The 25,321-nt window shown below is 23.9% G+C and carries 38 protein-coding genes and 2 pseudogenes; 25 read left to right on the forward strand and 15 right to left on the reverse strand.

What is annotated here, in order from left to right; all coding sequences use genetic code 4:
• Nucleotides 1-16: 16 nt before the first annotated feature.
• The 3 genes and pseudogenes from AAHM76_RS05125 to AAHM76_RS05135 all read left to right on the forward strand — a co-directional run bounded on the left by AAHM76_RS05125 (nt 17) and on the right by AAHM76_RS05135 (nt 1,846).
• Nucleotides 17-409 carry an IS1/IS1595 family N-terminal zinc-binding domain-containing protein gene (locus AAHM76_RS05125; RefSeq protein ID WP_342255588.1) on the forward strand — a complete coding sequence of 131 codons (393 nt, stop codon included), beginning with the start codon at nt 17-19 and terminating at the stop codon, nt 407-409.
• 6 nt (nt 410-415) lie between these two features.
• Nucleotides 416-622 carry a hypothetical protein gene (locus AAHM76_RS05130; RefSeq protein WP_342255595.1) on the forward strand — a complete coding sequence of 69 codons (207 nt, stop codon included), beginning with the start codon at nt 416-418 and terminating at the stop codon, nt 620-622.
• 159 nt (nt 623-781) lie between these two features.
• Nucleotides 782-1,846, forward strand: a pseudogene (locus tag AAHM76_RS05135) (IS3 family transposase).
• 148 nt (nt 1,847-1,994) lie between these two features.
• On the opposite strand, the gene AAHM76_RS05140 reads toward AAHM76_RS05135, so the two are convergent.
• The 4 genes from AAHM76_RS05140 to AAHM76_RS05155 form a co-directional block, all read right to left on the reverse strand.
• The gene (locus AAHM76_RS05140) at nt 1,995-2,270 is read right to left on the reverse strand and encodes a transposase (protein ID WP_342255596.1); all 276 of its coding nucleotides are present in this window, start codon (nt 2,268-2,270) and stop codon (nt 1,995-1,997) included.
• 153 nt (nt 2,271-2,423) lie between these two features.
• Nucleotides 2,424-2,990 carry an ECF transporter S component gene (locus AAHM76_RS05145; protein ID WP_342255597.1) on the reverse strand — a complete coding sequence of 189 codons (567 nt, stop codon included), beginning with the start codon at nt 2,988-2,990 and terminating at the stop codon, nt 2,424-2,426.
• 38 nt (nt 2,991-3,028) lie between these two features.
• Nucleotides 3,029-3,616 carry a hypoxanthine phosphoribosyltransferase gene (gene hpt / locus AAHM76_RS05150; protein ID WP_342255598.1) on the reverse strand — a complete coding sequence of 196 codons (588 nt, stop codon included), beginning with the start codon at nt 3,614-3,616 and terminating at the stop codon, nt 3,029-3,031.
• 128 nt (nt 3,617-3,744) lie between these two features.
• Nucleotides 3,745-4,110: a hypothetical protein gene (locus tag AAHM76_RS05155; RefSeq protein WP_342255599.1), complete on the reverse strand. Its 366-nt coding sequence runs from the start codon at nt 4,108-4,110 to the stop codon at nt 3,745-3,747.
• A 502-nt stretch (nt 4,111-4,612) separates the two neighbouring features.
• Here AAHM76_RS05155 and AAHM76_RS05160 point away from each other — a divergent pair.
• Together AAHM76_RS05160 and AAHM76_RS05165 are read left to right on the forward strand one after the other, a co-directional pair.
• A complete protein-coding gene (locus AAHM76_RS05160) occupies nt 4,613-4,960 on the forward strand; it encodes a hypothetical protein (protein WP_342255600.1) in 348 nt (115 codons plus the stop codon).
• A 48-nt stretch (nt 4,961-5,008) separates the two neighbouring features.
• The gene (locus AAHM76_RS05165) at nt 5,009-5,269 is read left to right on the forward strand and encodes a hypothetical protein (RefSeq protein ID WP_342255601.1); all 261 of its coding nucleotides are present in this window, start codon (nt 5,009-5,011) and stop codon (nt 5,267-5,269) included.
• A 240-nt stretch (nt 5,270-5,509) separates the two neighbouring features.
• Here AAHM76_RS05165 and AAHM76_RS05170 read toward each other — a convergent pair whose 3' ends face one another.
• The 4 genes and pseudogenes from AAHM76_RS05170 to AAHM76_RS05180 form a co-directional block, all read right to left on the reverse strand.
• Nucleotides 5,510-6,100, reverse strand: a complete 591-nt coding sequence (locus AAHM76_RS05170) for a DDE-type integrase/transposase/recombinase (RefSeq protein ID WP_342255602.1) — start codon at nt 6,098-6,100, stop codon at nt 5,510-5,512.
• Between the two features lie 21 nt (nt 6,101-6,121).
• A pseudogene (locus AAHM76_RS08575) lies at nt 6,122-6,394 on the reverse strand (hypothetical protein); the annotation flags it as partial.
• The gene (locus AAHM76_RS05175) at nt 6,361-6,624 is read right to left on the reverse strand and encodes a hypothetical protein (protein ID WP_342255603.1); all 264 of its coding nucleotides are present in this window, start codon (nt 6,622-6,624) and stop codon (nt 6,361-6,363) included. The pseudogene AAHM76_RS08575 and the gene AAHM76_RS05175, both read right to left, overlap by 34 nt.
• Nucleotides 6,625-6,639: 15 nt before the next feature.
• Entirely contained in the window at nt 6,640-7,020 is a 381-nt protein-coding gene (locus AAHM76_RS05180) for a hypothetical protein (protein WP_342255604.1), read from the reverse strand.
• A 452-nt stretch (nt 7,021-7,472) separates the two neighbouring features.
• Here AAHM76_RS05180 and AAHM76_RS05185 point away from each other — a divergent pair, with 452 nt between their 5' ends.
• Nucleotides 7,473-7,778: a hypothetical protein gene (locus AAHM76_RS05185; protein WP_342255605.1), complete on the forward strand. Its 306-nt coding sequence runs from the start codon at nt 7,473-7,475 to the stop codon at nt 7,776-7,778.
• Between the two features lie 68 nt (nt 7,779-7,846).
• Here the strand turns inward: AAHM76_RS05185 and AAHM76_RS05190 are convergent, their stop codons facing one another.
• Complete coding sequence (locus AAHM76_RS05190) at nt 7,847-8,830, reverse strand: IS30 family transposase (RefSeq protein WP_342255606.1); 984 nt, start codon at nt 8,828-8,830, stop codon at nt 7,847-7,849.
• A 294-nt stretch (nt 8,831-9,124) separates the two neighbouring features.
• Here AAHM76_RS05190 and AAHM76_RS05195 point away from each other — a divergent pair, with 294 nt between their 5' ends.
• From AAHM76_RS05195 to AAHM76_RS05230, 8 genes are all read left to right on the forward strand, one after another.
• Nucleotides 9,125-9,424, forward strand: a complete 300-nt coding sequence (locus AAHM76_RS05195; protein WP_342255607.1) for a hypothetical protein — start codon at nt 9,125-9,127, stop codon at nt 9,422-9,424.
• Between the two features lie 91 nt (nt 9,425-9,515).
• Entirely contained in the window at nt 9,516-10,001 is a 486-nt protein-coding gene (locus AAHM76_RS05200; protein ID WP_342255608.1) for a phage terminase large subunit, read from the forward strand.
• Nucleotides 10,002-10,115: 114 nt separating this feature from the next.
• Nucleotides 10,116-10,976: a PBSX family phage terminase large subunit gene (locus AAHM76_RS05205; protein WP_342255609.1), complete on the forward strand. Its 861-nt coding sequence runs from the start codon at nt 10,116-10,118 to the stop codon at nt 10,974-10,976.
• The gene (locus AAHM76_RS05210; RefSeq protein WP_342255610.1) at nt 10,976-11,254 is read left to right on the forward strand and encodes a hypothetical protein; all 279 of its coding nucleotides are present in this window, start codon (nt 10,976-10,978) and stop codon (nt 11,252-11,254) included. Before AAHM76_RS05205 ends, AAHM76_RS05210 begins: the two co-directional genes overlap by 1 nt.
• A complete protein-coding gene (locus AAHM76_RS05215) occupies nt 11,247-12,284 on the forward strand; it encodes a hypothetical protein (protein ID WP_342255611.1) in 1,038 nt (345 codons plus the stop codon). Before AAHM76_RS05210 ends, AAHM76_RS05215 begins: the two co-directional genes overlap by 8 nt.
• 16 nt (nt 12,285-12,300) lie before the next feature.
• A complete protein-coding gene (locus tag AAHM76_RS05220; RefSeq protein ID WP_342255612.1) occupies nt 12,301-12,639 on the forward strand; it encodes a hypothetical protein in 339 nt (112 codons plus the stop codon).
• Between the two features lie 102 nt (nt 12,640-12,741).
• Entirely contained in the window at nt 12,742-13,362 is a 621-nt protein-coding gene (locus tag AAHM76_RS05225; protein WP_342255613.1) for a hypothetical protein, read from the forward strand.
• 290 nt (nt 13,363-13,652) lie between these two features.
• Nucleotides 13,653-15,893: a hypothetical protein gene (locus tag AAHM76_RS05230; protein ID WP_342255614.1), complete on the forward strand. Its 2,241-nt coding sequence runs from the start codon at nt 13,653-13,655 to the stop codon at nt 15,891-15,893.
• 85 nt (nt 15,894-15,978) lie between these two features.
• On the opposite strand, the gene AAHM76_RS05235 is transcribed toward AAHM76_RS05230, so the two are convergent.
• Together AAHM76_RS05235 and AAHM76_RS05240 are read right to left on the reverse strand one after the other, a co-directional pair.
• On the reverse strand, nt 15,979-16,386 hold the full coding sequence (locus AAHM76_RS05235; RefSeq protein ID WP_342255615.1) for a lipoprotein: 408 nt from the start codon (nt 16,384-16,386) through the stop codon (nt 15,979-15,981).
• A gap of 2 nt (nt 16,387-16,388) precedes the next feature.
• A complete protein-coding gene (locus tag AAHM76_RS05240) occupies nt 16,389-17,384 on the reverse strand; it encodes a hypothetical protein (protein ID WP_342255616.1) in 996 nt (331 codons plus the stop codon).
• A 337-nt stretch (nt 17,385-17,721) separates the two neighbouring features.
• Here AAHM76_RS05240 and AAHM76_RS05245 point away from each other — a divergent pair, with 337 nt between their 5' ends.
• From AAHM76_RS05245 to AAHM76_RS05295, 11 genes are all read left to right on the forward strand, one after another.
• Nucleotides 17,722-17,853 (forward strand): hypothetical protein, encoded by a 132-nt coding sequence (locus tag AAHM76_RS05245; protein WP_342255617.1) that lies wholly within the window; start codon nt 17,722-17,724, stop codon nt 17,851-17,853.
• Nucleotides 17,854-17,982: 129 nt separating this feature from the next.
• On the forward strand, nt 17,983-18,183 hold the full coding sequence (locus tag AAHM76_RS05250) for a hypothetical protein (RefSeq protein WP_342255618.1): 201 nt from the start codon (nt 17,983-17,985) through the stop codon (nt 18,181-18,183).
• A gap of 15 nt (nt 18,184-18,198) precedes the next feature.
• A complete protein-coding gene (locus AAHM76_RS05255; RefSeq protein WP_342255619.1) occupies nt 18,199-18,468 on the forward strand; it encodes a hypothetical protein in 270 nt (89 codons plus the stop codon).
• On the forward strand, nt 18,459-19,580 hold the full coding sequence (locus tag AAHM76_RS05260) for a hypothetical protein (RefSeq protein ID WP_342255620.1): 1,122 nt from the start codon (nt 18,459-18,461) through the stop codon (nt 19,578-19,580). The genes AAHM76_RS05255 and AAHM76_RS05260 overlap by 10 nt, the downstream gene beginning before the upstream one ends.
• An 8-nt stretch (nt 19,581-19,588) precedes the next feature.
• Complete coding sequence (locus AAHM76_RS05265; protein ID WP_342255621.1) at nt 19,589-19,876, forward strand: hypothetical protein; 288 nt, start codon at nt 19,589-19,591, stop codon at nt 19,874-19,876.
• Nucleotides 19,877-19,924: 48 nt separating this feature from the next.
• The gene (locus AAHM76_RS05270; protein WP_342255622.1) at nt 19,925-20,164 is read left to right on the forward strand and encodes a hypothetical protein; all 240 of its coding nucleotides are present in this window, start codon (nt 19,925-19,927) and stop codon (nt 20,162-20,164) included.
• A 123-nt stretch (nt 20,165-20,287) separates the two neighbouring features.
• Nucleotides 20,288-20,863, forward strand: coding sequence for a hypothetical protein (locus tag AAHM76_RS05275; protein ID WP_342255623.1), 576 nt, complete (start codon nt 20,288-20,290; stop codon nt 20,861-20,863).
• Nucleotides 20,853-21,875, forward strand: coding sequence for a hypothetical protein (locus tag AAHM76_RS05280; protein WP_342255624.1), 1,023 nt, complete (start codon nt 20,853-20,855; stop codon nt 21,873-21,875). Before AAHM76_RS05275 ends, AAHM76_RS05280 begins: the two co-directional genes overlap by 11 nt.
• A gap of 17 nt (nt 21,876-21,892) precedes the next feature.
• Nucleotides 21,893-22,261 carry a hypothetical protein gene (locus AAHM76_RS05285; RefSeq protein ID WP_342255625.1) on the forward strand — a complete coding sequence of 123 codons (369 nt, stop codon included), beginning with the start codon at nt 21,893-21,895 and terminating at the stop codon, nt 22,259-22,261.
• A 1-nt stretch (nt 22,262) separates the two neighbouring features.
• Complete coding sequence (locus tag AAHM76_RS05290) at nt 22,263-22,475, forward strand: hypothetical protein (protein WP_342255626.1); 213 nt, start codon at nt 22,263-22,265, stop codon at nt 22,473-22,475.
• Nucleotides 22,476-22,491: 16 nt separating this feature from the next.
• Nucleotides 22,492-22,890 (forward strand): hypothetical protein, encoded by a 399-nt coding sequence (locus AAHM76_RS05295; RefSeq protein ID WP_342255627.1) that lies wholly within the window; start codon nt 22,492-22,494, stop codon nt 22,888-22,890.
• A gap of 20 nt (nt 22,891-22,910) precedes the next feature.
• Here AAHM76_RS05295 and AAHM76_RS05300 read toward each other — a convergent pair whose 3' ends face one another.
• The 4 genes from AAHM76_RS05300 to AAHM76_RS05315 form a co-directional block, all read right to left on the reverse strand.
• Nucleotides 22,911-23,099, reverse strand: a complete 189-nt coding sequence (locus tag AAHM76_RS05300) for a hypothetical protein (protein ID WP_342255628.1) — start codon at nt 23,097-23,099, stop codon at nt 22,911-22,913.
• Between the two features lie 185 nt (nt 23,100-23,284).
• Complete coding sequence (locus AAHM76_RS05305; protein WP_342255629.1) at nt 23,285-23,749, reverse strand: hypothetical protein; 465 nt, start codon at nt 23,747-23,749, stop codon at nt 23,285-23,287.
• A gap of 102 nt (nt 23,750-23,851) precedes the next feature.
• Nucleotides 23,852-24,415: a recombinase RecT gene (locus AAHM76_RS05310; protein ID WP_342256843.1), complete on the reverse strand. Its 564-nt coding sequence runs from the start codon at nt 24,413-24,415 to the stop codon at nt 23,852-23,854.
• A gap of 7 nt (nt 24,416-24,422) precedes the next feature.
• Entirely contained in the window at nt 24,423-24,659 is a 237-nt protein-coding gene (locus AAHM76_RS05315; RefSeq protein WP_342255630.1) for a hypothetical protein, read from the reverse strand.
• Between the last annotated feature and the right edge of the window lie 662 nt (nt 24,660-25,321).

A 25,321-nucleotide genomic window follows, 5' to 3' on the forward strand; every position in this document is an offset into this window, starting at 1 on the left:
AAGAGGTGAATAATTAATGGAAAAAATAATTGAAGAATTAATAAATAGTTTAACAGATGATCAATTTTTAGAATTTCATGAAAAAGTCAAAAAAGAAGCAGAATTAATTAAAAAACAAAAACGCTTAAATGAAATTGATCAAAAATTTAGGGATAAAGGTATTAAATGTCCTAATTGTCAATCTTTTTATTGTGTTAAAAATGGTCATAATCCTGAAGGAAAACAAAAATATTTATGCAAAAAATGTCGTGCTAGTTTTGATGATTTTCGTGATAATTTTACGTATTGAAGTCATTTAAATTATGAACAGTGAAATTTATTGATTCAAATTTCATTATTAGGGCAATCTAGTAAAATGATTTCTCGCTTTATTAAAACATCGCCGAAAACCGCTTGATATAATCGCTAAAAAATAATGAAATCAAAACAATTAGAAAACACCCAATTAAAATTTAAAACGTTAAATGGCCAAATTCAAATCGATGAAACATTTATTAAAGAAATCCACAAAGGTAATTTTAAAGATAAATTTGATAAAAGAAAAATTCATCTTGATTCATTTTCAGCCAACACTAAATGTTGGAATTACAAGGGTTTTTTGGACAAATTTTATGTAGAATAATAATTTCTGTATTGCACTGGTGTTAAATAATGGATAGGTTACAATTATTAGGACCATAATTATATAGACTTAAAAATTAGATAAAATTATTAAGAAAGAAGGAATATAAAAATGGTAAATAAAACTTCATACTCTGAATAATTTAAAAAACAAATTGTCATGCTATATAAAAATGGTAAAAGTGTTATTAATCTAGGGCAAGAATATAATTTACCAAAACCAACTATTTATAGTTGAGTTAAAAATTATAATAATTCTGGTTCATTTAAAGCAAAAGACAATCGCACACTAGAATAAAATGAAATAATAACTTTACGAAAAGAACTTAAAGACTTGAAAATGGAAAATGACATTTTAAAGCAAGCCGCACTGATAATGGCCAAAAAATAACAATAATTAATAACAACAAAACAAAATATTCAGTAAGAAAAATATGTAAGATTTTGGGTTTATCAAAATCAACGTATTATTATCAAACTAATAAATGTATTAACAAGCAAGTTAATAATTATGAACAAGAAATTATCAGTGCCTTTAATAAAAGTCGCAAAATTTATGGGGCTCGCAAAATTAAAGTTATTTTAAACAGAAAAGATATCATCTTATCGCGGCGAAAAATCAGATTCTTTATGATCAAAAATAATTTAGTTTCTAAATACACTAAATTAAAATATCATAATCATAAAACAACAGTCAATAATGACCAAATTAATAATATTTTAAATCGTCAATTTAACAACAAAAAACCTAATGAAGTTATTGTTAGTGATTTAACATATGTTCAAGTTGGCGCTAAATGACATTATATTTGTTTATTAATTGACTTGTTTAATCGCGAAATAATTGGTTATAGTGGCTGGGCCAAATAAAACAGCCGAACTGGTCCAACAAGCTTTTCATAAAATAACACGACCATTAAATAAAATAACTCTATTTAATACTGATCGTGGTAATGAGTTTAAAAATAAAATCATTGATGAAATTTTAATAACTTTTAATATTAAAAGATCATTAAGCAATAAAGGCTGCCCTTATGATAATGCTGTGGCTGAAACAACTTACAAAACTTTTAAAACTGAATTTATTAAGGGTAAAAAATTTAAAAATTTAACACAATTAAAATACGAACTTTTTGATTTTGTGCATTGATATAACAATATTCGAATTCATGGCAGTTTAAATTATTTATCTCCAGTTACTTTTATAAAACAAATGTCTATATAAAAAGTGTCCTAAAAAGTGTTGCCATTCCAGTTTTGAGTATTCTTGGGATTATTTGCTTTTAATTGATAGTAATATGTTGATCTAGCAAATTTCAATGTTTTACATAAATTAATAATTGGATATTTTGCTTTGTTATTTTTAATGATTGCTATTTTTTGCCGATTATCAGTGTTGCTTGCTTTAAAATGTCATTTTCCATTTCTAATTGTTTAACTTTTTTACGTAATTGAATTAATTCGTTTTCTTCTGGCGTTATATTGCCTTTAGCTTTAAATGATCCCGAGTTGCTAAATTGGTGAGCTCATTTCCAAACAGTAGATTTACCAATTTGATAATCATTGACTAATTGTTCAGGAGTTTGGCCCATTTTGTAAAGACCAACAATTTGTTGCTTAAATTCATCAGTATAATGATTCTTTGCCATAATTACACCTCCATTGTAGTTTAATTATAAATATTTACTCTACATTATTGTTGTCCAATTTATCTTAACCCATCCAATAAAGTTTTTTTAATGCATATGCAACTGGTGGAAAAATAGCAACCGCCAACAACATTTCTGGTAAATAATTCGTTGCTAAAATAATTCAAGTAAAAGTGTGAAAAAACGTTGTTGATCTGGGTCAGTATAAATTAAAGGACCAATAAAATACATAAAAACTAAAACAAAAATAGTATTTAATGTAGCTGCAGTAAAAGCAATGATAATATTATAAATTTTTAAATAATGTCGCTGGTATCAAGTCAATTCTGTAATTTGATTAGTATAAATTTTTGTTTCAATTTTAACTGAAGTTTTTGTTAAAAAATAAGCTAAAATACCAACACAAAGTCCCATTAAAACCCGTGGCACAACAGAAAACAATGGATTAAGAAAAATAAAACTAGTTGGACCTGGTGAAATTAGTGCTTGAATTAATGAGGATAAACCAAAAATAATACAATAAATTAAGCCCGCTCAAATTAAATTCAAATTCATTGTAATATATAAAGCATACATTCCTATTAAAAATAAAATATGCATTAAGGTTAAACTAACTGGACCAATCGTAATATATCCTAATGATGGAAATAAAACAAACAATAAAAAAATTGCAATAATAATACTATTAATTGTAATCATTCTTGTCGTTACTTTTTTCATTTATTCCTCCAATGATAACTAAATCATTTAATTGTCTATTAATCCTTTATATCTCATTTTCATGTTGCTAATTTTTTCTGATCAGCAATCGCAATATATGGTAAATTACGTAGACGTTCTTGAAAATCTAAACCAAAGCCAATTAAAAAAGCGGGTGGGACATCAAATCCATATCAATCAGCAACTAAATCTACTTTCCGACCAGCTTTTTTATCTAATAAAGTAACAACTTTCACACTACTTGCTCCTTTTAGAAATAAATAGTCTTTAATCATTTTAATTGTTTTACCACTATCAATAATATCTTCGACTAATAAAATGTCGCGATTTGTTATTGGCATTGGTAAATCAAGTAAAATTTGGGGAGTATCTTTACTCTTAATACCACCAAAATAAGATGAAACAACCATATATTCCGTTTCACATTCAATACCAACTAAATGAGAAATAAATTTTGCCATAAAAGGAATACATCCTTTTAATAATCCTAAGCATAAAATCGTATTATCTTTTGTTGGATATTCATTAAGATAATAATGACTAATTTGATACCCTAATTCAAAACATTTTTCATCAATTTCTTCAGTAGTAATTAAAATTTCTTTTACAAGGGGATGTATCTTCATTTTTTGCCTCACTAAATATTAATAATTTATTTTAAAATATAATTATATTATATTATAATATAATTAATGTTTAATTAAAAGATACTTAATCTTAAAAAATAATTTAAAAATTTAAAATTAAATATAATTTATTTTATTAACCTCGGTAAATAGGATGTTCAAAATTCATGTCATAATTCTCACGCTTTTATTTTCAAAGCATCACTTGCTAAAAATCAATATACAAATCCTTCTGCAACAAAATCACCAAGATTATTAAAAGAATAACTACTTAAATGAAATAAATTTAAAATTTGTTCTTGCGTTAAATCCTGGCCATTTTCAATTTTATTTGCTAAAAAAACTTTAATTTCTTTAATAGCATTGACTTGATGACTAAAATTAATATCAACGGTATGCCCCAATTCATGAAAAATAACATTAAAAATTTCACCAGAACTTCACCAACCGTTTCGTCAAGAATTAAATCAATTTACTTTATGACTACAAAGCAAGATGTTTCGTTCAAGCGCAATAGTTTGTTTAAACCCTTCTCAATATGTATAACCAACAACTGAACCACGATTATCATTAATTCTTAATATTCTAACAAATTCTTTAACAATATCTTTCTTTAATTTTGTAGAAAAATCTTGATATTTATAAAATATACCTAAAATTAGGTATATTCTTAATATAAGAGGTGAATAATTAATGGAAAAAATAATTGAAGAATTAATAAATAGTTTAACAGATGATCAATTTTTAGAATTTCATGAAAAAGTCAAAAAAGAAGCAGAATTAATTAAAAAACAAAAACGCTTAAATTAAATTGACCAAAAATTTAGGGATAAAGGTATTAAATGTCCTAATTGTCAATCTTTTTATTGTATTAAAAATGGTCATAATCCTGAAGGAAAACAAAAATATTTATGCAAAAAATGTCGTGCTAGTTTTGATGCTTTTCGTGATCATTTTACGTATTGAAGTCATTTAAATTATGAACAGTGAAATTTATTGATTCAAATTTCATTATTAGGCCAATCTAGTAAAATGATTTCCCACTTTATTAAAACATCACCGAAAACCGCTTGATATAATCGCCAAAAAATAATGAAATCAAAACAATTAGAAAACACCAAATTAAAATTTAAAACGTTAAATGGTCAAATTCAAATCGATGAAACATTTATTAAAGAAATCCACAAATGTAATTTTAAAGATAAATTTGATAAAAGAAAAATTAATCTTGATTCATTTTCAACCAACACTAAATGTTGTGTTCAAATGGCTGTTGATAGCAATAATAATATTTATGTTAAATCAACCAACACAAAACGATTACAAAAACAGTGAATTATTTAAAATATTAATAAACAATTAATCAAAGAAAATTCAATTATTATTTCTGACATGCAACCATTATATTTATTAGTAGCAAAACAAGCAAATTCTATTTTATTAGCAACTAAAACTAGTACAAATCCTGATTCTAGTTATCGGAAGTTAAATAAAATTAGTAAATTACAATCAAATCTTAAAGAATCTTTAATTCATTATCATGGCTTAGGTTTCACGAACATTCAAAATTATTTAAATCTCTGAAAATGAAAATACCAGCATAAAGGTTTAACGCCAAACCAACAATCATCGATATTATATTTTAACATATAAAAAAGTTAAATAACAATATTAAAAGTTTATATAATTTTCTTTTAAAGTTATCATATTGATGATTTTTTTATTTCATCAAAAGTTTTCTACAAAATTAAAAATATCTTTTGATCAAATATTACTAATAAAATTATAAAATTTTACTAATAATTCTTTTAATTCTTCTTGATAATCTGGACAAAAAGTATTAATAACTTGTAGAGTGCACCCATTTTAGTAAGTACTAATAAAAAGTATTTACTATTTTTTAATTATATCTTTTTCTTTACGATTTGAATATCATGTATTTCATTTTATAACATCTTGTATATATTCTTCATGTGAATTATATATTTTATTATGGATTGTAGCTTTCTTAAGTAATGAATGAAAACTTTCTATAACAATATTATCTGCACAGTGGTATTTTTTCCCCATTGAAATTATAATACCGTTAGATAAACATTTATCGTGATAAATAGTGGATGTATATTGATATCCGTGATCTGAGTGAATTATTACTCCATTCAGATCTTTTTTTATTAATTTTATTTTATTAATTGCATCATTTAAATTATCCATTACTAATTTATTGTCATTATATTTAGATCACTTTACATCAACTATTTCTTTAGTATATCCATCAATAATTGTTGATTGATAATATCTTTCTCCTTTTCAAATTAAATATGTTACATCAGTATATAATACTGAAAACCTTGTTTTTATATCATTGAATTTACGTTTAATTAAATCAGGATATTGCAATAAGCTTTTTTCTTTATTCTGTTTATACTTTATTTTTCTTCTCATTTTTCTTACATATTCAGGTTGTATTTGATTATCACGCATAATTCTTAAAACTTTTTTTGAATTATATTTTATACCATAATCTTCTTTTAAATATTTAGTAATTCTTCGATAACCAAATTGTTTTAAATTTTCTTCATAGACTTTTACAATATCATTTATTGTTTTTTTATCTTTTTTGCTACTGTCATAATTTTTATATTTATTTCAATAACTACGTTTTAACCCTGTTACTTCTAGTAATAATTTTATTGAATATTCACGACAATTTTGTTTAATAAAAGAGACTATTCTTAGTTTACTTAATTGTAAAAGTCATGGAGCTTTTTTAATAATTCATACCTTGTTTTATAATATTCTAAATTTCTTTTGCCAAAAGAAATTTTAGGTCCTTTAGGATTGTTTAATTTTCCTTTTTTATGATTTGTTCATCAAGATTCTACTGTATTTGCATTTATATTATATTGTTTTGCTACTATTCAACAACTTTTTTGTTTAATTTCCTCAATGATTTTTGTTCTAAATTCTGATGTATATTTGTTATATTTTTGTCATTTTTTTGCCATATAAAAATGCACCCCCTATAAAAATTTAACAAAATCTTTTTTTATTTTACTTACTTTTTGGGGTGCAGTCTTTTGTTGTCATTCTTGTTTTGTTTCATCATATCAAAAATTAGTTAATTCTTCATAAGACTTAAAAACTTCTTGCGTATAAAATGGCAAATCAGTATCTTGTGATTGCATCAAAAAAGAATTTGTTAAATTTTTTTCAAGATATGTTGTTTGATGATTATTAATTCATAAACCATTATAATCACGTTGATAAAATCAAGTTGAATTAGGAACATATTGATATTCTAAATCAATGCTGTTTTTCCCTTGCTTAGGATTAGGTGGAACCTGTGGAATTACTGTAACTGGTAATTTTGGTACTAATTTTACTAATGGTTCCGGGTTCATCTTAATTGGAACATTAATAGGAAAATAAACAGTATATAATATTCATAAAATGAAACTTAGTAAAAATATTACTAGTAAAATCAATGCAGTATTAATTGTATAAATTATTTTTTTTTATTTTTTCATTAATAATTAATTCCTTAAATTTGATATTTTTAATACTTTGGTCTTATTCTTTACATACTATAAATAAAAATAAAAACATCATAAATAAATTTTAAATTTATCAAATTATTTGTAAAATTATAATAAGAATTTACAAATAATTTGATAAAAAAACTTTTTTTGACAATACTCTTGCTTTTTTTAGTTATGTATTTTATTTTTGCCTTACCATATTAATCAATAATTATTTTTTATCTTAAAATCACATCTTTGTTATTTTAAAAAATTTTTTACAAAAAAAACTTGGTTAAAATAATTATATATTAAACTTATAGGAGAATTAAAATATGAAAACTGAAATTTATCACAGCATTATTAATTGTTTGGAAAATATTAGAATTCATTTAAAATTAAGTCAATTAAAATTTTCAGCTTTTTTTGTCCTTACTAGCGAAGGCTATCGGTTATCTATATCTAAAGATACTAATAAAAATAAAAACTATGTTAAAATTTATTTAATTCATATTTTATCAACAATTTTATATAATGTATTATGTAAATTCAAGCAGCAAATTCTGTCTCTTATTATTATGATAATAACATCATTTAAAATAAATGCAACTATTTTTTTAAAAAAAATAAAATATTTGTAAGTTTAGTCTATTTTAAACATATTTAAGCACACTGAAAAATAATTTATTAAATTTTACTTCAAATAAACTTATTTAAAATTCTCTAAAAATACTTCTTTAGATGTTCTTCAATTTAAACAAGGCCTTAATTTTTCATTTATAACATCAACTACTCAATCTATTTTTTGTTGAGTAACAAGGTTAAAATCTGTTCCCTTAAGGTATCTTTTCCTAAATTCGCGGTTTATTCTTTCAATTAAGGGTTTTTGTTTAGGTGAACCTGGGTCACAATAATAAACATTAGCTCCAGCAATCTTTTCAATTTCTTCAAATTTACTAAATTCTTTTCCTCTATCTGTTATTATTCCTTTAATTTTTCCAACTAAATCATTAATTATAACTATATGTTCAAGTTTTTCTAAAACTTCATTAGCAGTATGTTCTTCTAATTTCATAGCAAAGTATTTTTTGCTTGATTGCTCAACTAATACTAAACAACTAGATTGATGGTCTTTACCAACTACCGTATCCATTTCAAATCAACCAACATTAGATTGTTTATTTTTAATATCTCAAATTGATCTAAATCTTTCATCTAATTTTCCGCGATTATCAGGTCTTTTCTTTGTTCTATTTCTTCTACCACCATTTAATAAATTTTTCTTTAACAAACCCAAAAGACCTAAATAAATTCATTTATAAAATGTTTTAAGACAAGCAGGAAATTTGACACAAAGATTTATTAAAAATCGTTGAATAATTTCTGCTGGTGAATCGTAAAGAATATTAAATCGTAAATTTAAAAATTCTTGTTGTTCGTCTGTAAATGTGGGCAGTTTTTTAATACATTTTTTTCTTTTTTGTTTATAATCTTTTTGTGCTTCAACTGGCATATAATCTTCTACCTTTTTAAATCGATTTATTTCTCTTTTAATAGTATTAACTGTACGACCCGTTTGTCTTGATATTTCAGATAAATTAAGTGTGCCATTCTTCTTTTTGCAATTATCAGATAATAATAAATCTTTAAATAAATTTCGTTCATCATATTTTACATGTTTATATTTTTGCATTTTTCTGTCTCCAATTCTTTTTAAAATATTTATAACATTAAATTAAAAATTATTGACAAATTATTTTTATAGGTATATAATTTAAATAATAAACAGTAAGTAAATTCTGTCTCTTAAAGCTGTTTATAAAAAAATAAAGTAATTAAGTTTACTTTTTTTTATTTTGGTGTAAAATATAGATAATAAAAAAGAACTTGTGAGAGTTCTTTTGTATATTTAACAGAATTTTATACTCTTTTATTTAATCATATTCATTAAATAATAGCAATTTTAATATGCAAAAAGGAGTAAAAAATGAAAGAATTTAATCCAAAAACAGCAAGTTTAATCACATTTAAGCGTAAAATAGATGAATTTTGAGCCAATAAGAAACCTAATATTCCCTATACTTTGAACGATTTAACCAATAAATTCAATCTTTCTCGCAAGTGAAGATATGATACTTATGCGAGCGAAAAGATAGTCCCTTTAATTGAAAGACAAATTAATAGGATTGAAAGTGAAATAATTGAATATATGATGCGTCCACCTGATGGTGCTAAATTATATTGACAGCGTGCATTTAATTATAAATATTCACTACAAGAAAAATAACTTGAAAAAGAATTAAACTTAAATAATCAACAACCAATAATTGTTAATTTACAAACTGATATTAGAGATATTAAAAAAGAAAGTGATAATAATGCTTAATCATTTTACTTATTTGCTAGAAACTCCTTATTGGTTATTAAAAAATAGTAGTATTGGTAATAAATATCCGTTTGCTAAAAAATATGAATTAGTTAATGAAATTAATCAAATTGGAACACGATATAGTGGTAAAACTATATCAAATATTAAAATGTTTGGTGAATTATTAAAAATTAGTTTATTAATTAAACAACCAATTTGTATCATTGCTAGTATGTATTGGAGTAAAGATTTAAAAGATAGTGTATTTAAAAATATATGAAATATGTTAGATGAAAATAATATTCCTTATACTATTAATCTATCTAATTTTACTTTTACTTTATCAAATGGTAGCAAAATATATTGTAAATGTTTACATTCACCAAGTAGGAAAGAAAAATTAAAAGCCTTTGCTGATTTGAATAAATATAAATTAGTTATTGATTGAAGAGAAGAATGTGATCAATTTCAACAAAAAGACTTAAGTGATTTATAGTTTGTTATTCGTGGTTATCAAAATAAAATAACAATTAATACCTGTAATCCTGAAAGTTTAAAAAGATATATTGTTGGTTATTGTAATGAATTATTACCTTTTAATGAAGAAATAATGCGTAGTAAATATGAACAAATTACTTATATAGAAAAATGAAATATGAAAATTATTATTCATTATTCTAGTTGAAGATTAAATTATGAATTACCACAAGAAAAAGTTAATGAACAATTAAGATTAGAACAATTAGATATTGAAAGAGCAAGAGTATGAAGTTGAGGTTTACCGGGCAATACTAGTGGGTCAATCTTTGCGCGATATATTGATATTATGCAAGCAACAGATATTATTCAACCAGCTAAGTTATTATGTGGTGTTGATATTGCGAATGCTACAAGTCCTAAGGGACATACAACAGCAGCAAGTTTCTGAATATATAATTCATTTGATAAAAAAGCATATAAAGTGGCAGAATATACGCATTCAAATGCTACTCAGCAATTTAAAACTGAATTAGAACAAGTAAAAGATATTTTAGAGTTTTATAATAATCAATTAAATAAATATTTTAATTTAATACAACAAGGAATATCAATTAATGTTGATGATAGTGCATATTCAACATTGCAAAGTTTAAATCGAGAGAAATATAATTACTCTTTTGGTCAATACATGACATTTAAACAAGAACAAAAACAAAAATTTAAAATAAAACATCGTATAGAGGCATTTACTATGTTAATAAATACTAATCAATTAAAATGATTATGAAAAAAATGTCCTGTAAGTAAAACCCAATATGAATTAATTCAATGAGAAGATAAACCAGATGCCAGAGAAGAACGAATGTTGGACTTATACGATGATACATTTGATAGTGATTTTTATGCCTTACACTTTGAATTAATACCGATGGTTAAACATAATAGTTCAGCAGATTATAAATTATGACAACAAAGGGAGTGAATAACTTAATGAAAAAAGATATTTATGTAATACATGATGAGCGTGTAATAAATGCAAAAAGACCTTATATGTCTGTTTGTGGACAAGTTAAAAAAATATTTTGTCAAGAATTAAAAAAAGATAATATCGCAATATGTAAATTAAATTTATATAACGAATATATTAAACAATATCAAAAAGTTAAAGTATGTGTTCAAGTTTTAGCAAATGAACCAAATTTATTAACAGTAAATATTATTAATTATGCACTTATCTTAAAATTAAAGGAGCAAAATAACAATGAATAATACTTTCCCTAGTTTACAAAACTTAAATGATATTAATAGTGTTTTAAAATTTTATAATTATGATTGAACAATTAATTTAACAAATATTATTGCTCGCCATCAAATGCGATTAGTAAATGGTAAAGATATTTTATTTAAGTCTCATCGTAAAGACATTTTAGAAAAATTAAATTGATGATATGAAACTTATAAAATAAAAGAAAAATTAGATAAAAATGAATTAACCGAAAGTTTAATGGGCAAAACTATTTTTGGTTTATTAGAAACTAGTGATGGTAATATTGATTTATGAATTAACCCTTTTAACTTTACATCACGCGTAAGCAAAATAAATGAAATTGAACAAGGTGCTGATATTTGATTAAATTATCATCAATCAGATAGTGGTTTTATTTTAAATTTAATTTGTACAAAAGATAAAATTGTTATTAAAGGTTGACCCAAAAATAATGAGGTATTTGTTGGACAAAGTAAAACACAAATTAAAGATGATGTTAAACCTGTTTTAGTACAAGAATTTAAAAACAAATTAGGCATAGTCCCTTTTTGGGAAATGATTAATGAACCTAATCCTTTATTTTTATCTACTTTAACTACATTAAACCCATGACCTACTATGGATAATTGTTATAAATTACAATTTGATTTAGAAGATAGTTTTAATATTAAATCAAAAGAAAGATGAGCAAATCGTACGCATTGATATGGGATATTAGATGATGATTTAATGGCCGCTTATAACAAAGGCAATAAAAAAGTATTACAAGATGCTTTTGATGATATTTTTATTCAGTCAGGTCAATCAGCAGTAGATGGTAAATTATCACAATCTTTACAAGTAGTACAAGGTACCCCAACTTTAGAAACATATACGGAAGATCAAAAAGCAATTATTGAACAAGTATATTTAGCATGTCATTTTTCTAGTCCATTTGGTGATAAATCAGATAATGACCAAAATAAAACACAATCATTATTAACTAAGACAAAAGACTTAGAAAAACAAGCATATTTACAAGCATATCCGTAAGCAATATTATACTAAGATGTTTGATACAGTTTTAAAATATTATGGTTTATTAGATAGAAATGGTGAACGCCCCTATGGTTTTGATTTTATTAGTGCTAGTTTGGTTGACCAAATGCGACAAAATGAATTAATTACTGCTAGATTAGATAATGGCACAATGGAACCAATTAGAGCCATAACTGAATATGATAATATTGATGAATTAGAAGCAACTAAATATTTTGAAAAAGTAGAAGCATGACAAGATAAAATGCAAGCCAAAGAAATAGAACATAATAATAAATTAATGGAATATGATGAAACTGGTAATAATCAAAACGCCTTACAAGGTAGAACAGAAATAAAGGATAATTAAAAAATGAGTAGAATTAACCCAGGAGTTATAGAATAATTAAGAAGACAAGCCCACGATACTTTAATAGATATCAGAGAAAATATACGAGATAATCGACATTGGATGGTATTTCCTTTTAATGTTTATAGTTCATATATTCCTGATACTGAAACAGGTTGAAAACCTAACAATGCTAAACCAAGTGATTATGGTAGTTATTCAAGAATATTTGATAACATGGAAAGTACTATTGCTCAATGGCAAAATAGTTTAAAAATAGTTCAAAAATATAAAGGTGAAGAAATAAAATTATTAAAAATTGATGATTTTAATAAACAACCAGTTAATTCAACAATCTGAGCAAATAATGAAACGCCTTTTGTGATGAAATTAAAAGATGAAAATAGCAATGTTTATTGAAAATTAATTGATGGTGAAAATATTTATGATATTAATAAAATGTTAGAATACTTAAACCAATATAAATTAAGTTATTTTATTAATAACGGTAATAAAGCGAATAACTTTTATACAAAAGAAGTTAAAGTTGGTAAACATTGAGATGCTTATATGATTGATGATAGAAGTTCAATTCAATTTGGTGAATCCAAATTTGAACAAGTATTTACACAGCAATTAACCGAAAGACAATATACTTTATTAATTTTAGATGAAGATGTAAATAAATTAAATATTAATGATTATTATAATTTTTATATACTGTATTTAATGATCGTGGTTTAAATATTGGTGGTGGTAATATAAATACTGCACCCCAAGATAGACAATGATTATATCCATCAAATGTTATTAATTATTATTCGCCATGAGATGGTAGTTTTTTATGACAAGAAATTACTTTTTCAAGTATTAATGACAAAATTAGTAATAGTGGTTTATCTGTTAGACAGTTTATTCAAACATCATCACCAGGTGAAGGCTATTGTTTTCCTAAGATAACTTATGATGAAAAGACAAATACGGCAATTATTGAATTAGATGATATTTTATTAAAAGACCCGGGTGTTAGAGCAATGGCAGTTAAATTTTATGGTAATCCGATCTTTTTTGATATGCCAGTTATTGGGCGGCCAATTATTAAAGGTCAATTTAATAAAAAAGTAATTAATTCACGCGATTTATTAATGTATAACATGTTTCCTGCTCCCCCTGATAAAATAAACACTTGTGCTTCACCCGAAGTAAGTTGATATAACATTCAAGGGATTCAACCAACTATGATAACTGGTTATAAAGATTGAAAAACAGATATGGAAAGTAGATATGATTTTTGAAAGCAAAAAAATAGTGAAGGTATTGTTATAACTGACCCTTCTACTACATCAACAACTAATTCTACTGTTGGTAGAAATATTCATAAAGAAGATAAAGATTCTAAATTTTATTGGTCTAAAGATTGAAAAATAACACCACCAAGCAAAATAAAAGTAAATGGTGGTACAGTTGATAATATCATCAGTACCCAAGCATCATCTTATTTTAGAAGAAAAGATGAATTTGGTAATACAGTAGGACAAGTTCAAATTGAATATAATAAAATGGGTGCATGTAATATTTGAGATATTTTAAATATGAATAATTTTATTAATCGTCAAATTACAGTATTACCTTTAAACTATACACAAAAATTAGTATTTAATCCTTTTACGATACCAGGTGGAGTTGGTAAATTATTAAACTTTATTTCGTTTGGTGTTCCCTGAGGATGAGTAATTAACCAAGATGAAAAAACTTGACCTAATTTTCAATGACTTAATGGTTTTATGAGCGCTAATATTTATAGTTTTTATAATGATGCATTTTGAGGCGATAATGCCAAAGGTAAAGGTTATTTACCATTTGAAATATTTAGAGAACAAGGTAATGACAAAGTTGGTGCTATCTTTGGAGCAAATGCTACTAGTTTAGGGTTTACTACTTTATTAACCGATAAATTAAAAGGTACTATTTTAAATAAGGATGGTAAACCAACAAAAGAATTAGTTTATTCAACTTATAATTTAAAACAATTAAATGAAAAAACTAACCGAGTTTATTTAATTAATGAAAAAACCAAATCACTTGATACTCAAACACCAGTTAGTAATAGTGAACAAGATAATGATCTAGAATTCTTGCAAACAGCAGATGGGACAAATTGTAGTTATATTATTGATATGTTTTCAATCCAAGCACTATATAAAGGTAATTTTGAAATTATCTTTTATGCTGATAACCCATATACTAATAATGAAGAAGATTATTTAAGATTATCAGTATGGAGTTTCAGAGGTAAAACAAAAAGCACATTAAATAATTATTTACGAGATATGACAACTAATTATAAAACTAGTTTCTTATTACCCCATGATTATGAAATACCAACCTTTAATTATCCTAAATATGTATTACCGCCAGTTCCATATAACTATAAACCATATACAAAAGATATTATGCCTGCTGGTGTAGTACAAACACTAAAAACTAAAATTACCGCACCAGCACAATGCACTAATAGCGGTTATGTAAATGATAATAATTTTATTAATTTATTTAATAATGAATTTAATGAAGGTTATTATGAAACTGAAATTGATTTAAAACAAATTGACCCAACAATTCAAAGTATAGATAAATTTATTAGTTCTTATAAAATAATAGAAATAAGTAATCTTAATAATATACAAGTTGAATGTGGACCACCTGATATCGAAAATTTTATTCCTAATAGAAATATTAATTTATCGGGAGGGGTTAATAGTTGTAATAATGATGGTGGTTCATTAACAAATATAACTTTATACAAAAGTGGTCGTTCACAAACAGATAAAGTTAATTTTGAAAATACAATAACTTTATATACTGATAATATAAAAGTAAATGATATTCAAACATTTGCTACTGCATATACTAATGGATTATCTGAAAAAGGTTATAAAAATACTTATTATATAAATGATAAAAAGTATAGTATTAATTTTTTGCTTCAAATAACAAATCTTCCAAATGAAGATTATAATAATTTAATTAGTAATAAAATTAAAGAAACTTATTTACAAACATATTATACTAATGATGTAAAATTAAAAATTAGATTTTCAAAAATATTATTTGTTAACTTATCATGTATTGGAATTGAAAAATTCCCAAATCAAGAATATTTTAAATATTGAGGCAATGATAAAGATATAAAAATGGATGTTTCTAATCCAAATGTATTAGGTATTAGAAACAAAAGTGATAACTCAGTTAAAATTACATTTAAACCAAGATAAAGAAAAAGATATAATAAATAAAAGTTTATAAACCTTTTTTATTAATACTTACTAAACGGGGTGCAGTCTTTTAAAATCTCTTTTTTTATTCTCCCTTAACTTTTACATTACCATCATTATCAACAATTAAGTCAGGTAAATTTTGTTCTTCACCATTTCAACGATAAACTTTTATTCATAAATTAGACCATGGCAATTTAATATTAACATCTGGATTATTATTTATTCTTTTTGATAATTTTATATTATTAGAATTATCCTTATATATTATGTAATATCATTTATTGTCAACTGTATTAAATGGTTTTTCTTGTGGTGCTATTCATTCTAAATTGTCTCTGATTTCTTGGTTAGTAGTATTTATTTTATTCTTTTTTTTTAGTTCTTTTAATTCTTTGGTTGTATATTCTTGTGGTGTATTACAAGAAACTAAACTGGTTGTACTTGTTCCTACTAATGATATTGCACCTAAAAGACTTAATAATTTTTTCATATTTAATTTATATAAATGCTATTATTTACATTTTCATTATCGAAATAACCAATTGTATTTGTTTTTATAATAAGTTTTTGATTTTTTGCCATATTTTTATATGTTTCATGAAAATATGGAAAATGTTGTCAAATAAAATTAACAATTGTATTTTCATCTGATTCTGTAATTGATCCGCCTCAACCACTATGATCTACTTTATTTAAATGATTAATTATTTCCTTTAATTCTTTTATGAATTCTTCTTTTTTACTATTTATAAAAATATTTATAATTTTATGGACAATATTAAAATCAAAATAAATTTCTAAATAATCATGTCCTAAAAATTTATAATCTTTTTCCAAGTGTTGAATTCTATAATTTATTTTATTTTCTAAAGTATATATTTCTGGCCCATTAATTAAAAATAATTTATCATTTTTATCAATAACAATATCACTAACAATGATTTTATTTTTAGTATCGCCCATTTCAGTGACAGATGTTTCACTTTGTTTTAACAAATAAAGACCATTATTTGTTGCAAAATAAAAATTATCTATGCTATCGATGGCAATTGAATTAATATAATTATGAATACCCGTAACTTCAATTCCGTCAATTCCTATTACCTTTGTAGAACCAGCAGATAATTTATATGCATCTACATTAGTTATAATATAAACATTGTCTTTACTATCAATTTTAATTTTGCTAATATTTCCCTTAATTCCATCAATTTTATTTACTGTGTTTGAACCAGCAAATAATTTATAAAAATTTCAGTGTATATCAACAAAGTAAATATTGTCTTTACTATCAATATAATATTTTTTAAAAAGATCTGCCGAAACATTTTTATGTATTTTTTTATAAATAAATTTATCTGTTTCAAAAATTACTTCATTCGTTTCTAATTTAGTTTCTTGTTTTTGATAAGGACTAGCAGCAATTGTTGTTGGTACAGCACTTCCACTAATAGTTAATACACTTAATAAACTAAGTAACCTTTTCATGCTTGTTTTTCTCCTTTTCTTAACCTTGAAACTTTTTATCAAGATCTATCTGCATTATATATATACAAGCAAAATTATAAATTGTTTTAATAATTTTATCTTTAAAAATAACTCTTTTTACACATTTTAAGGGGCAAATTAGCAATCAAATATATTAAGTTTAGTGAGAGATTATTATTTATATATTAATATTTGCATTAGTAAAATAATAGTATATAATATTTGTAATGGTTTATCCTTTTAACAAAAAAGTAATTTACGGTTTATGCTTTCCGCCTTAAAAAGACTTATGCTGACTTGTTATTCGAACAAGAATAAAAAAAGAGAGGTTTATAAAATGGCACTTACAAAAGAACAATTAATAGAACAAGGTTTAAGTGAAAAAATAGCAGATAATATTTTAAATGAATTTCATAATGAAACAAAACAAATTATTGACGGTATACAAAAACGAAAAGATACTATTTAAAAAGAAGAGTATTTAAAAGTTGCTAATGAATTAGATGAATTAAAAGCATTTAAAGATGTTCCAACTACTAAAATTGAAGATATTAAAACTAATTTAAATAAAGTTAGTGGTAGTTCTTTATCTGAAAAAATGCAAACTTTAAAAGAGTTAAAACCTGATTTGTTTGTACAAGAACAACCATCAGTTTCACCTGCTAATTTTATTAAAGAAATGATTGGAAATTCGGTTGAAAATAAGAATGATGAAATTGAAACTATTAAAGAAAAAGGTGCCTATACACCTGAGGAAATTAAAAAATTAACTGATTATACACTTAAAAACCTTAGATAATAAGGAGTGAATATTATGGCAACAATTAATTTGCCACAAGTACCTTTTACATTACAAGGTAATACAATAGATCAAAAAGCATATGTTGATATGGTTAATGCTTTATTGCGCGGACCTTTATATAACGAATATGCAAGTATTATGCAATATGCAACAGCAACAGCAGAACAAGTTGCTTGATTACCAAATGCGGGACAAGCATTATATAATTTAACTCATCGTGTGTGGTATGACAAAATGATTATACTTTACCAAATGGCGGGACAACTCAAACTATGGGATTAACAAGAATTCCAGTTCCTATTGATAAGAGATTTAATTTAAAATTAATGAATGGGGCATTTGATTTAGCATTAATAGAACAAAATATTAAAAATGGTGTTATTGCTGATGCTATTTCTAGTGTTGTACAGAATAAATTTGTTAATTTAGAATGTGAATTAATTCAGGCTATTTATGATTATTGTTTAGCAGATGGTCAATATGAAGTAATTCCATTTCGTAGTTATACAGCAGAAAATGCAGATGATGCAAATAAAGCATTCTTTACATTGAATGAAAATTTGATTGAATTAACAAATCAAATTAGTAATTTATATTTTGGTTTGCCAACAGATAAAATGTTTATGGTTTTAGGACGACGTGCATATTTAAAATTAACACCCGCTTATTTAAAAGTAATTGGTTCACAAGCGCAATTAAAAGCAATGGTTAATGGTGAATTATATGAAAATGCAGCAATGGGAATTCCAGTATCAAAAAGTTTTCATTTAGAAAAAACATATACAAAAGGACAAGTTAACCGCGATAAAGGTTATAATTTTAATAATGTAAATGGTTTAATTATTAATAAACAAGTTTGAGCATATCCAATTAATATGGATACTATTCAACAAGTTTTAGATAATGATACTGCTAACCCGAAATGAATTGGCAAAGTGCAATATGCAACACCAACTATTTTATATCCTAAAACATGTAAAATTATTCTAGAAAAACAACCAACACAAGATGAAATTAAAAAGGCATATGATAACTTAAACAAAACATTTAGAGTTCCAATTGATTATGAAATTAATCCTAATCCAGACCCATCAAAACCAGATTTAAAAATATTACCAAAAATACCAGCCCCAAAAGAATTTAAAGTAGAAGAACCAACAGAAGTACAAACAAGAGAAGTTATAGAGGCACTAACTCCCAATACATTAATTGAAGTTAAAAAAATTAAAAATAGCTTAACTGAAAATGATTTTGAAATTAATCTTTTAACACCAAATCCTCCAGGAGATATGTCTTCACCAAAACAAGTATCGGTTGTTGTTCGTGGAAAAAATAACGCTGCTGGTCAGAGTGACGGAATGAATATTGATATTCATGCGGCAAAAAAGAAGTAAACCCGCCATTGCGAATAGATATTAGTAAATTACAAAATGTAGCATTTGAAACAAATAGAAATATTGATTTATTTAAATTAACTTTAATTAAAAAATTAAAACAGCAAATAAATTTTAACAATTTAGAATTATATTATATTGTTTTTACCAATCAAGATGGTAGAAAAGTTAAATTACCCAGTTCAGATTTATCAGCAACCTTTACATTAAAAATCACTTTAACCAATAAGGGCAAAGGGTTGTTTACTGGTGAAAAAAATAATTTAATTTGTAAATGAAAACTTAAAATTTTATAAATTATAAAATAAAATTATTAAATTAATGAAAGAAGTTTAAATTTAAAAATGAATTTATTAATATTACGAATCTTAACTTTATTAGTAACTAATTTAGAAAATAAACCTTTAATAAGTAAATTTGTTAATTTAATTAATAGAGTTAATCAAGTTAAAAATAATGTATTAAAGCCAATTAATTATATTACTAGTAAATATAATAAAATTACAAATAAAGTTGAAGATATTTATCAGCGATTAAATCCCTTTACTTATTTAGATTTAATTAAAAAAGGTCATAAAAAATAAATACAACAAATATTAAGTCAATTAGAAAAAGATAATAATATTAAAAATAGAGAACAATTTAAAAATGAAAATTATTTAAATACTAATTGACAACCTTTAAATAGTAGTTGACTTGATAGTGGTATGTTTAATATTACAAATAAGTTAACTTTAAAAGGTAATTTAACTATTTTAATATATACAAAAACAGCAAAACAACCTAAGTTTTATGGACCTTATGTTTATCCTGGTGTTCCAGTTGAAATATGAAAATTATTAAGTAATGCTGTTTCTAATGCAGGAACCTTATTTTGGCGTTATTGATTAATAAAATGATTACCTAGTCATTTAAGAGATTATATTAAAAAACGATTACCAAAAGAAATAAAAGAAAAATATCCAAAAGGAAATATTAAATTAACATTACCAACTATTCAAAAATTAAATCAAATTAAAAAGTTTATTAATAATTTAAAGATTGGGCATTTTAATTTTAATTTTGCTGGTGAAATTAATAATAAAAAATGGTATCGAAAACGCCGAAGTGATGTTAAAAATATTAAGAATTTATATAAAACACCAGTTAATAATAAATTTTATAAGGTTAATAAATCTATTAAGGAAATTAATAAAAAACGAATAAATATTAATAGTTATAAACCATCTAATTTAAAAAATAAATATCGTAATCAATTAAGGGGTGTTTTATATGGAAAATAATTTAAGTAATTTGTTATTTATAACAGTTGAAGATGTTAAAAAAAGTAAACTTTGACAACCTATTAATGATCATAAGCAATCTGCTTATAATGATAATTTAATTTACAATGCTATTTTAAAAACTAGTTTATGAATGGATAGATTATCGGGTGGAACAATTTCCGATAAAATAAATAAAAAAGATTTATTTCCCTGAGTTAAAAAAGATAATACTAGTTTAATTGAATATGATAAATGATTAAGTTATATTCAATCTGCTTGTTTATTAGCAGTTATTAATTGATATTTATCAAAAGGAGTTAATGATTTAACTGGTAGTGCTTCATTTTCACGAGGTGGAGTTGCTTATTCACAAACTAATGATCCAGAAGCTAATGAAAATATTACTCGTGATGTTAAAAATGCTTTAAAATTAGCGGGTGAAATAATTGATATTATATCTAGTAAAACAGTATCTAGACCTTATAATTATAGTTTAGATAATTATGCTAATCCACGAGAAGAAGAATATAAACATATTAGTAAAAAAACTTTTTATCCAACATTATTATTTTGTTTAAAAGAACGATTACAAACAGATAATTCAATAAATATTACTTATCCAACTATTGATGATTTTTCTAAAATTGATTATAACGAATATATTAAATTAATAGTTCCATTTGATAATGATACTATTTATGAAGAAAACGGTGTTTGAAAAACAAATATTTCAGATTGAGAAATTGTTGATACTAGTGATTTAGATAAAACAAGGTATGATTATCAAATACAAGATTGAGATAAAGAAAATTATAAATACAATATTTGAATTAAAACAAGTATGAAAAATAATTATTATTTATCAACATACAAAAATTTTATAGGAAAAATAACTGTTGGATCATTTGATTTAGAAAATAAATTTTCTCATCGTGTAGAATTAGACGATGACGGAATTTTTGATATACGCACAGGTGGGACGGACGGAACAATTACTGGTCTACACATTGAAAGAAAAAGAGTAATTTAGAAAGGGATTTTTAATTAATGAAACAAGATAAAACAACTTGATTAAAGGGTGACTTACCTTGAAATTGATTTAAAAAAGACCCTATTCCAACTTATAATTGAACTCATAAAGATATTAGAGATTGAGAAAGAAAATATAAAATTCGTAGTTGAATAGTTAGTTTTTATACATTAATATTTTTAGCATTAAATTGTTGATTGAAATATGGAATGATTAATGCAATTAAAGATGATATTAATTGGTATAATTATGGACAATATTGAGGTAATGGCATTGCAATATTATTAACACCTTTATTTACTCATAGAATTCAAGGTATGTTTGTAGCCAGTAGTAAACCCAAAGTAGATATGAAAATTGATATTCCACGATTAAAAAATATCTAAAATGGGATTAGTATTTACAATATTACCTTTAATTACTTTAATAATTTCTTTAATTATTATTTGAATTGATAAATCAAAATGAAAAAAAGACCATTTAAGACATTGTTTAGATTGTCGAATTAATCCGCGTGTTATTCAACCAAGAATAGCAAAAAAATGAAATAGATTAGATGGTATAACAGAAGAAAATAACAAGGAATTAAATTTAAAATAAACTATATATAGGGGGGGTGGTTGATATTTTTGGGTGGTTATATAGTTTAATTTATAAATTATTTTGTTCTGAAAAAATGGATGGCCACTGTTTTAGTAAGGATAAGAAGGGAAATAAAAAAATGTTAAATGATACATTAATGATTACTTTACTTGTTTTAGCAGGTGCTGGTGGAATGGGTGGTAGTATTGGTATTCTAGGATTATCTGCTAAAAAAATTAAAAAATATAAATCAGAAATTAGAGAATTAAGAACTGCTGTTATTGCTCATGAAAAACATTTATGAGGACCCGATTATGCAACAGAATTAGCATTAAAAACAGGTCAAATTAAAAATGTTAAAAAAAAAGTTAAAGTAAATGATAAAAAACAATCACAAAAAGACGCTATTAGAAAACTAACAAATAGTATTTAAAAAAATAACCACAATTAAGGTTATTTTTTATTTGTTTTTAATATAATTAAATTCTTTTCGCCATATGTTTTAATTAAATACTCTCAATTTCATAGTGAATTTAAATCTACATCTTTGGGATCAATACCAGTTATATATTCATCAAGCGGAGTTTTACAAGGTCGATTACCTTGTTCTGAACGATAACATAAAATATAATTATTACTCATTTTTGTCATCTCCTTTATTATTTACAATATAATAATTAATAAGATATTATATTTTTTGAGAATAAGTATCAAAATTTAATTCATTTCAAACTTGTTATTCATTTTCATTTAAGTAAATATTAACATTCCGAATTTTAAAAGAATAATATTTTCCTGTTTTTTGATTATATGATTGCTTCATAATATTACCTCTCATAATTAGCAATAATAATTGCATCTCGTAAATGATTACTTATTTTTTCATTATTATATTTTCAACCTTTACCATATTGATAAGTTAAATTAACATCTTTTTCAAATTCTCATAAACAACTATCATTATATTTACTTAAATTTTCAATATTCTTAACAACTGATTTAGTATGTTTTGGTGATACTCAGTTAATATTGCTTACTTTCTTTGTATTGTATTTAACTGCTCCAATTACTTTTAATAAATCATCTCTATCTTTACTAGCATTAGCAGCTGTATATAAACAATCTTCAATATTAATAATTGCATCTAATCTTAAAGCATCTAAAATAATATCGGTTTGTGTAATTCAGTTATTATTTTTATATTCATATTTATCAATTAATTTATTGTAATTAATTAATGAAATAGCTGTAGTACCAGTTCCTGATGGGACAATACCTATTTTTATGCTCATTCAAAAGCATCTTCACTATTAACTGGTACTACATTTGATATATCTTCTTCTTTAACCACATTGTCATTAGTTTCTACTATTTCTTCATTATATATGATATTATTAATTATTTATATTATTTGATAAGGTTTTGTCGCTCATTTGCCCCTGATTTTTACCAACATTGCCATCATTATCAATATAAATCTTTTCATCATTAGTTGTAATAACTGCTTGGTCTGATTTATATGCTTGTTGTAATTCAACAGACATAATACCTCATTTTCTTAATAATGATGTTAATACAGTTTTTAATGCCATTTCATCAAAACTAGCAATATAAAATGATTTATTTTTAGCATAAGTTTTAGAGTATTTCATAAAATGATTTTCCATTTGTTCTTTTGTCATATATAATGTTTTTTCAAAACCATTAACCATTTTAAAATATGCTACATAACCAATAATTGATAATTTTTCTCTTTCATCTTCATTTTGTATTCAATTAAAACTAGTTCCTTTTAATCGATCATAATTTACTAATTCACCAGTTCTAACATCTGATACTGACATATCTAAATATTGACCACTTCTTTGTGCTAATTGAATATAACTTTTATAACCCATTTGAAATTGAGCTTGATTAATTCATTCTTGTATTTCGCGACCATTAATATTTTTTGTTATTTTAGTTTTATATGGAACAACATAAGCATAACCAAATTATCTTTCCATAGGTAAAGTTTAATAAAACACCTTGATAACAAGCAGTCATTATAGTTTTTGGGTCTGCTTTTTGTAATAATTCATTACTATTTGATATTGCTACAATATTACTTTTAAATATTGCAATTTCATTTTCATTTGAAAATTTACTTTTTATTCAATCATTTGCCTTATCTGTTCTTAAAAATTCTACTATATTTGCCATATTATTTTTCTCCTTTATTTATTTTAAAATTAATACCTTTAATATCAATTAAATTAATATCTTTATTACTATCTCATTGTTCTTTAATTTCATTTTTAACAATTTGTTCATCAACAATTAAATAGTTTTTAATAAGATTAATAAGTTCTAATTTATCAGTATTTTTTAAAAAATCATCATTAATACCAATAACTTCAATATCTTTAATTAATAATTTATCTTTACGAAAATTACTAGTAATAATTTTTAATTCTTGCTCTTGTTTTGCTACACTTTTAATTTCTAAAAATTGTTCTTTTTTATGAGTTTCAATAATTTCATTTTGTTTTTGAAATTGAATATTAATTACACTATTTTTTAAAGAATCATGATTATTCTTAATATTATTTTCTAAATTTAAAATATCTTTTCTAATAAAATTTAATTCATCTTTAAAAATTTTTATTAATTCTAATGGTTCTCTAAAAACATAATCAATTTTTGAAACTATTAATTTTAAATCTTTTAGTGATTGTGATTTATATTCTCCATTTATTAATAAATCTTGTTGTCAATATATAAATTCTGCTAATTCTTGCCCATTTTCATCAATTCATTTTTTAATTGTTAATGCTTTTAAACTTAATTATTTAAAATCATTTCCTTTTAAATAAAACGGATAA

This window comes from Spiroplasma endosymbiont of Poecilobothrus nobilitatus (assembly GCF_964030655.1).
Classification (GTDB): domain Bacteria; phylum Bacillota_I; class Bacilli_A; order Mycoplasmatales; family Mycoplasmataceae; genus Spiroplasma.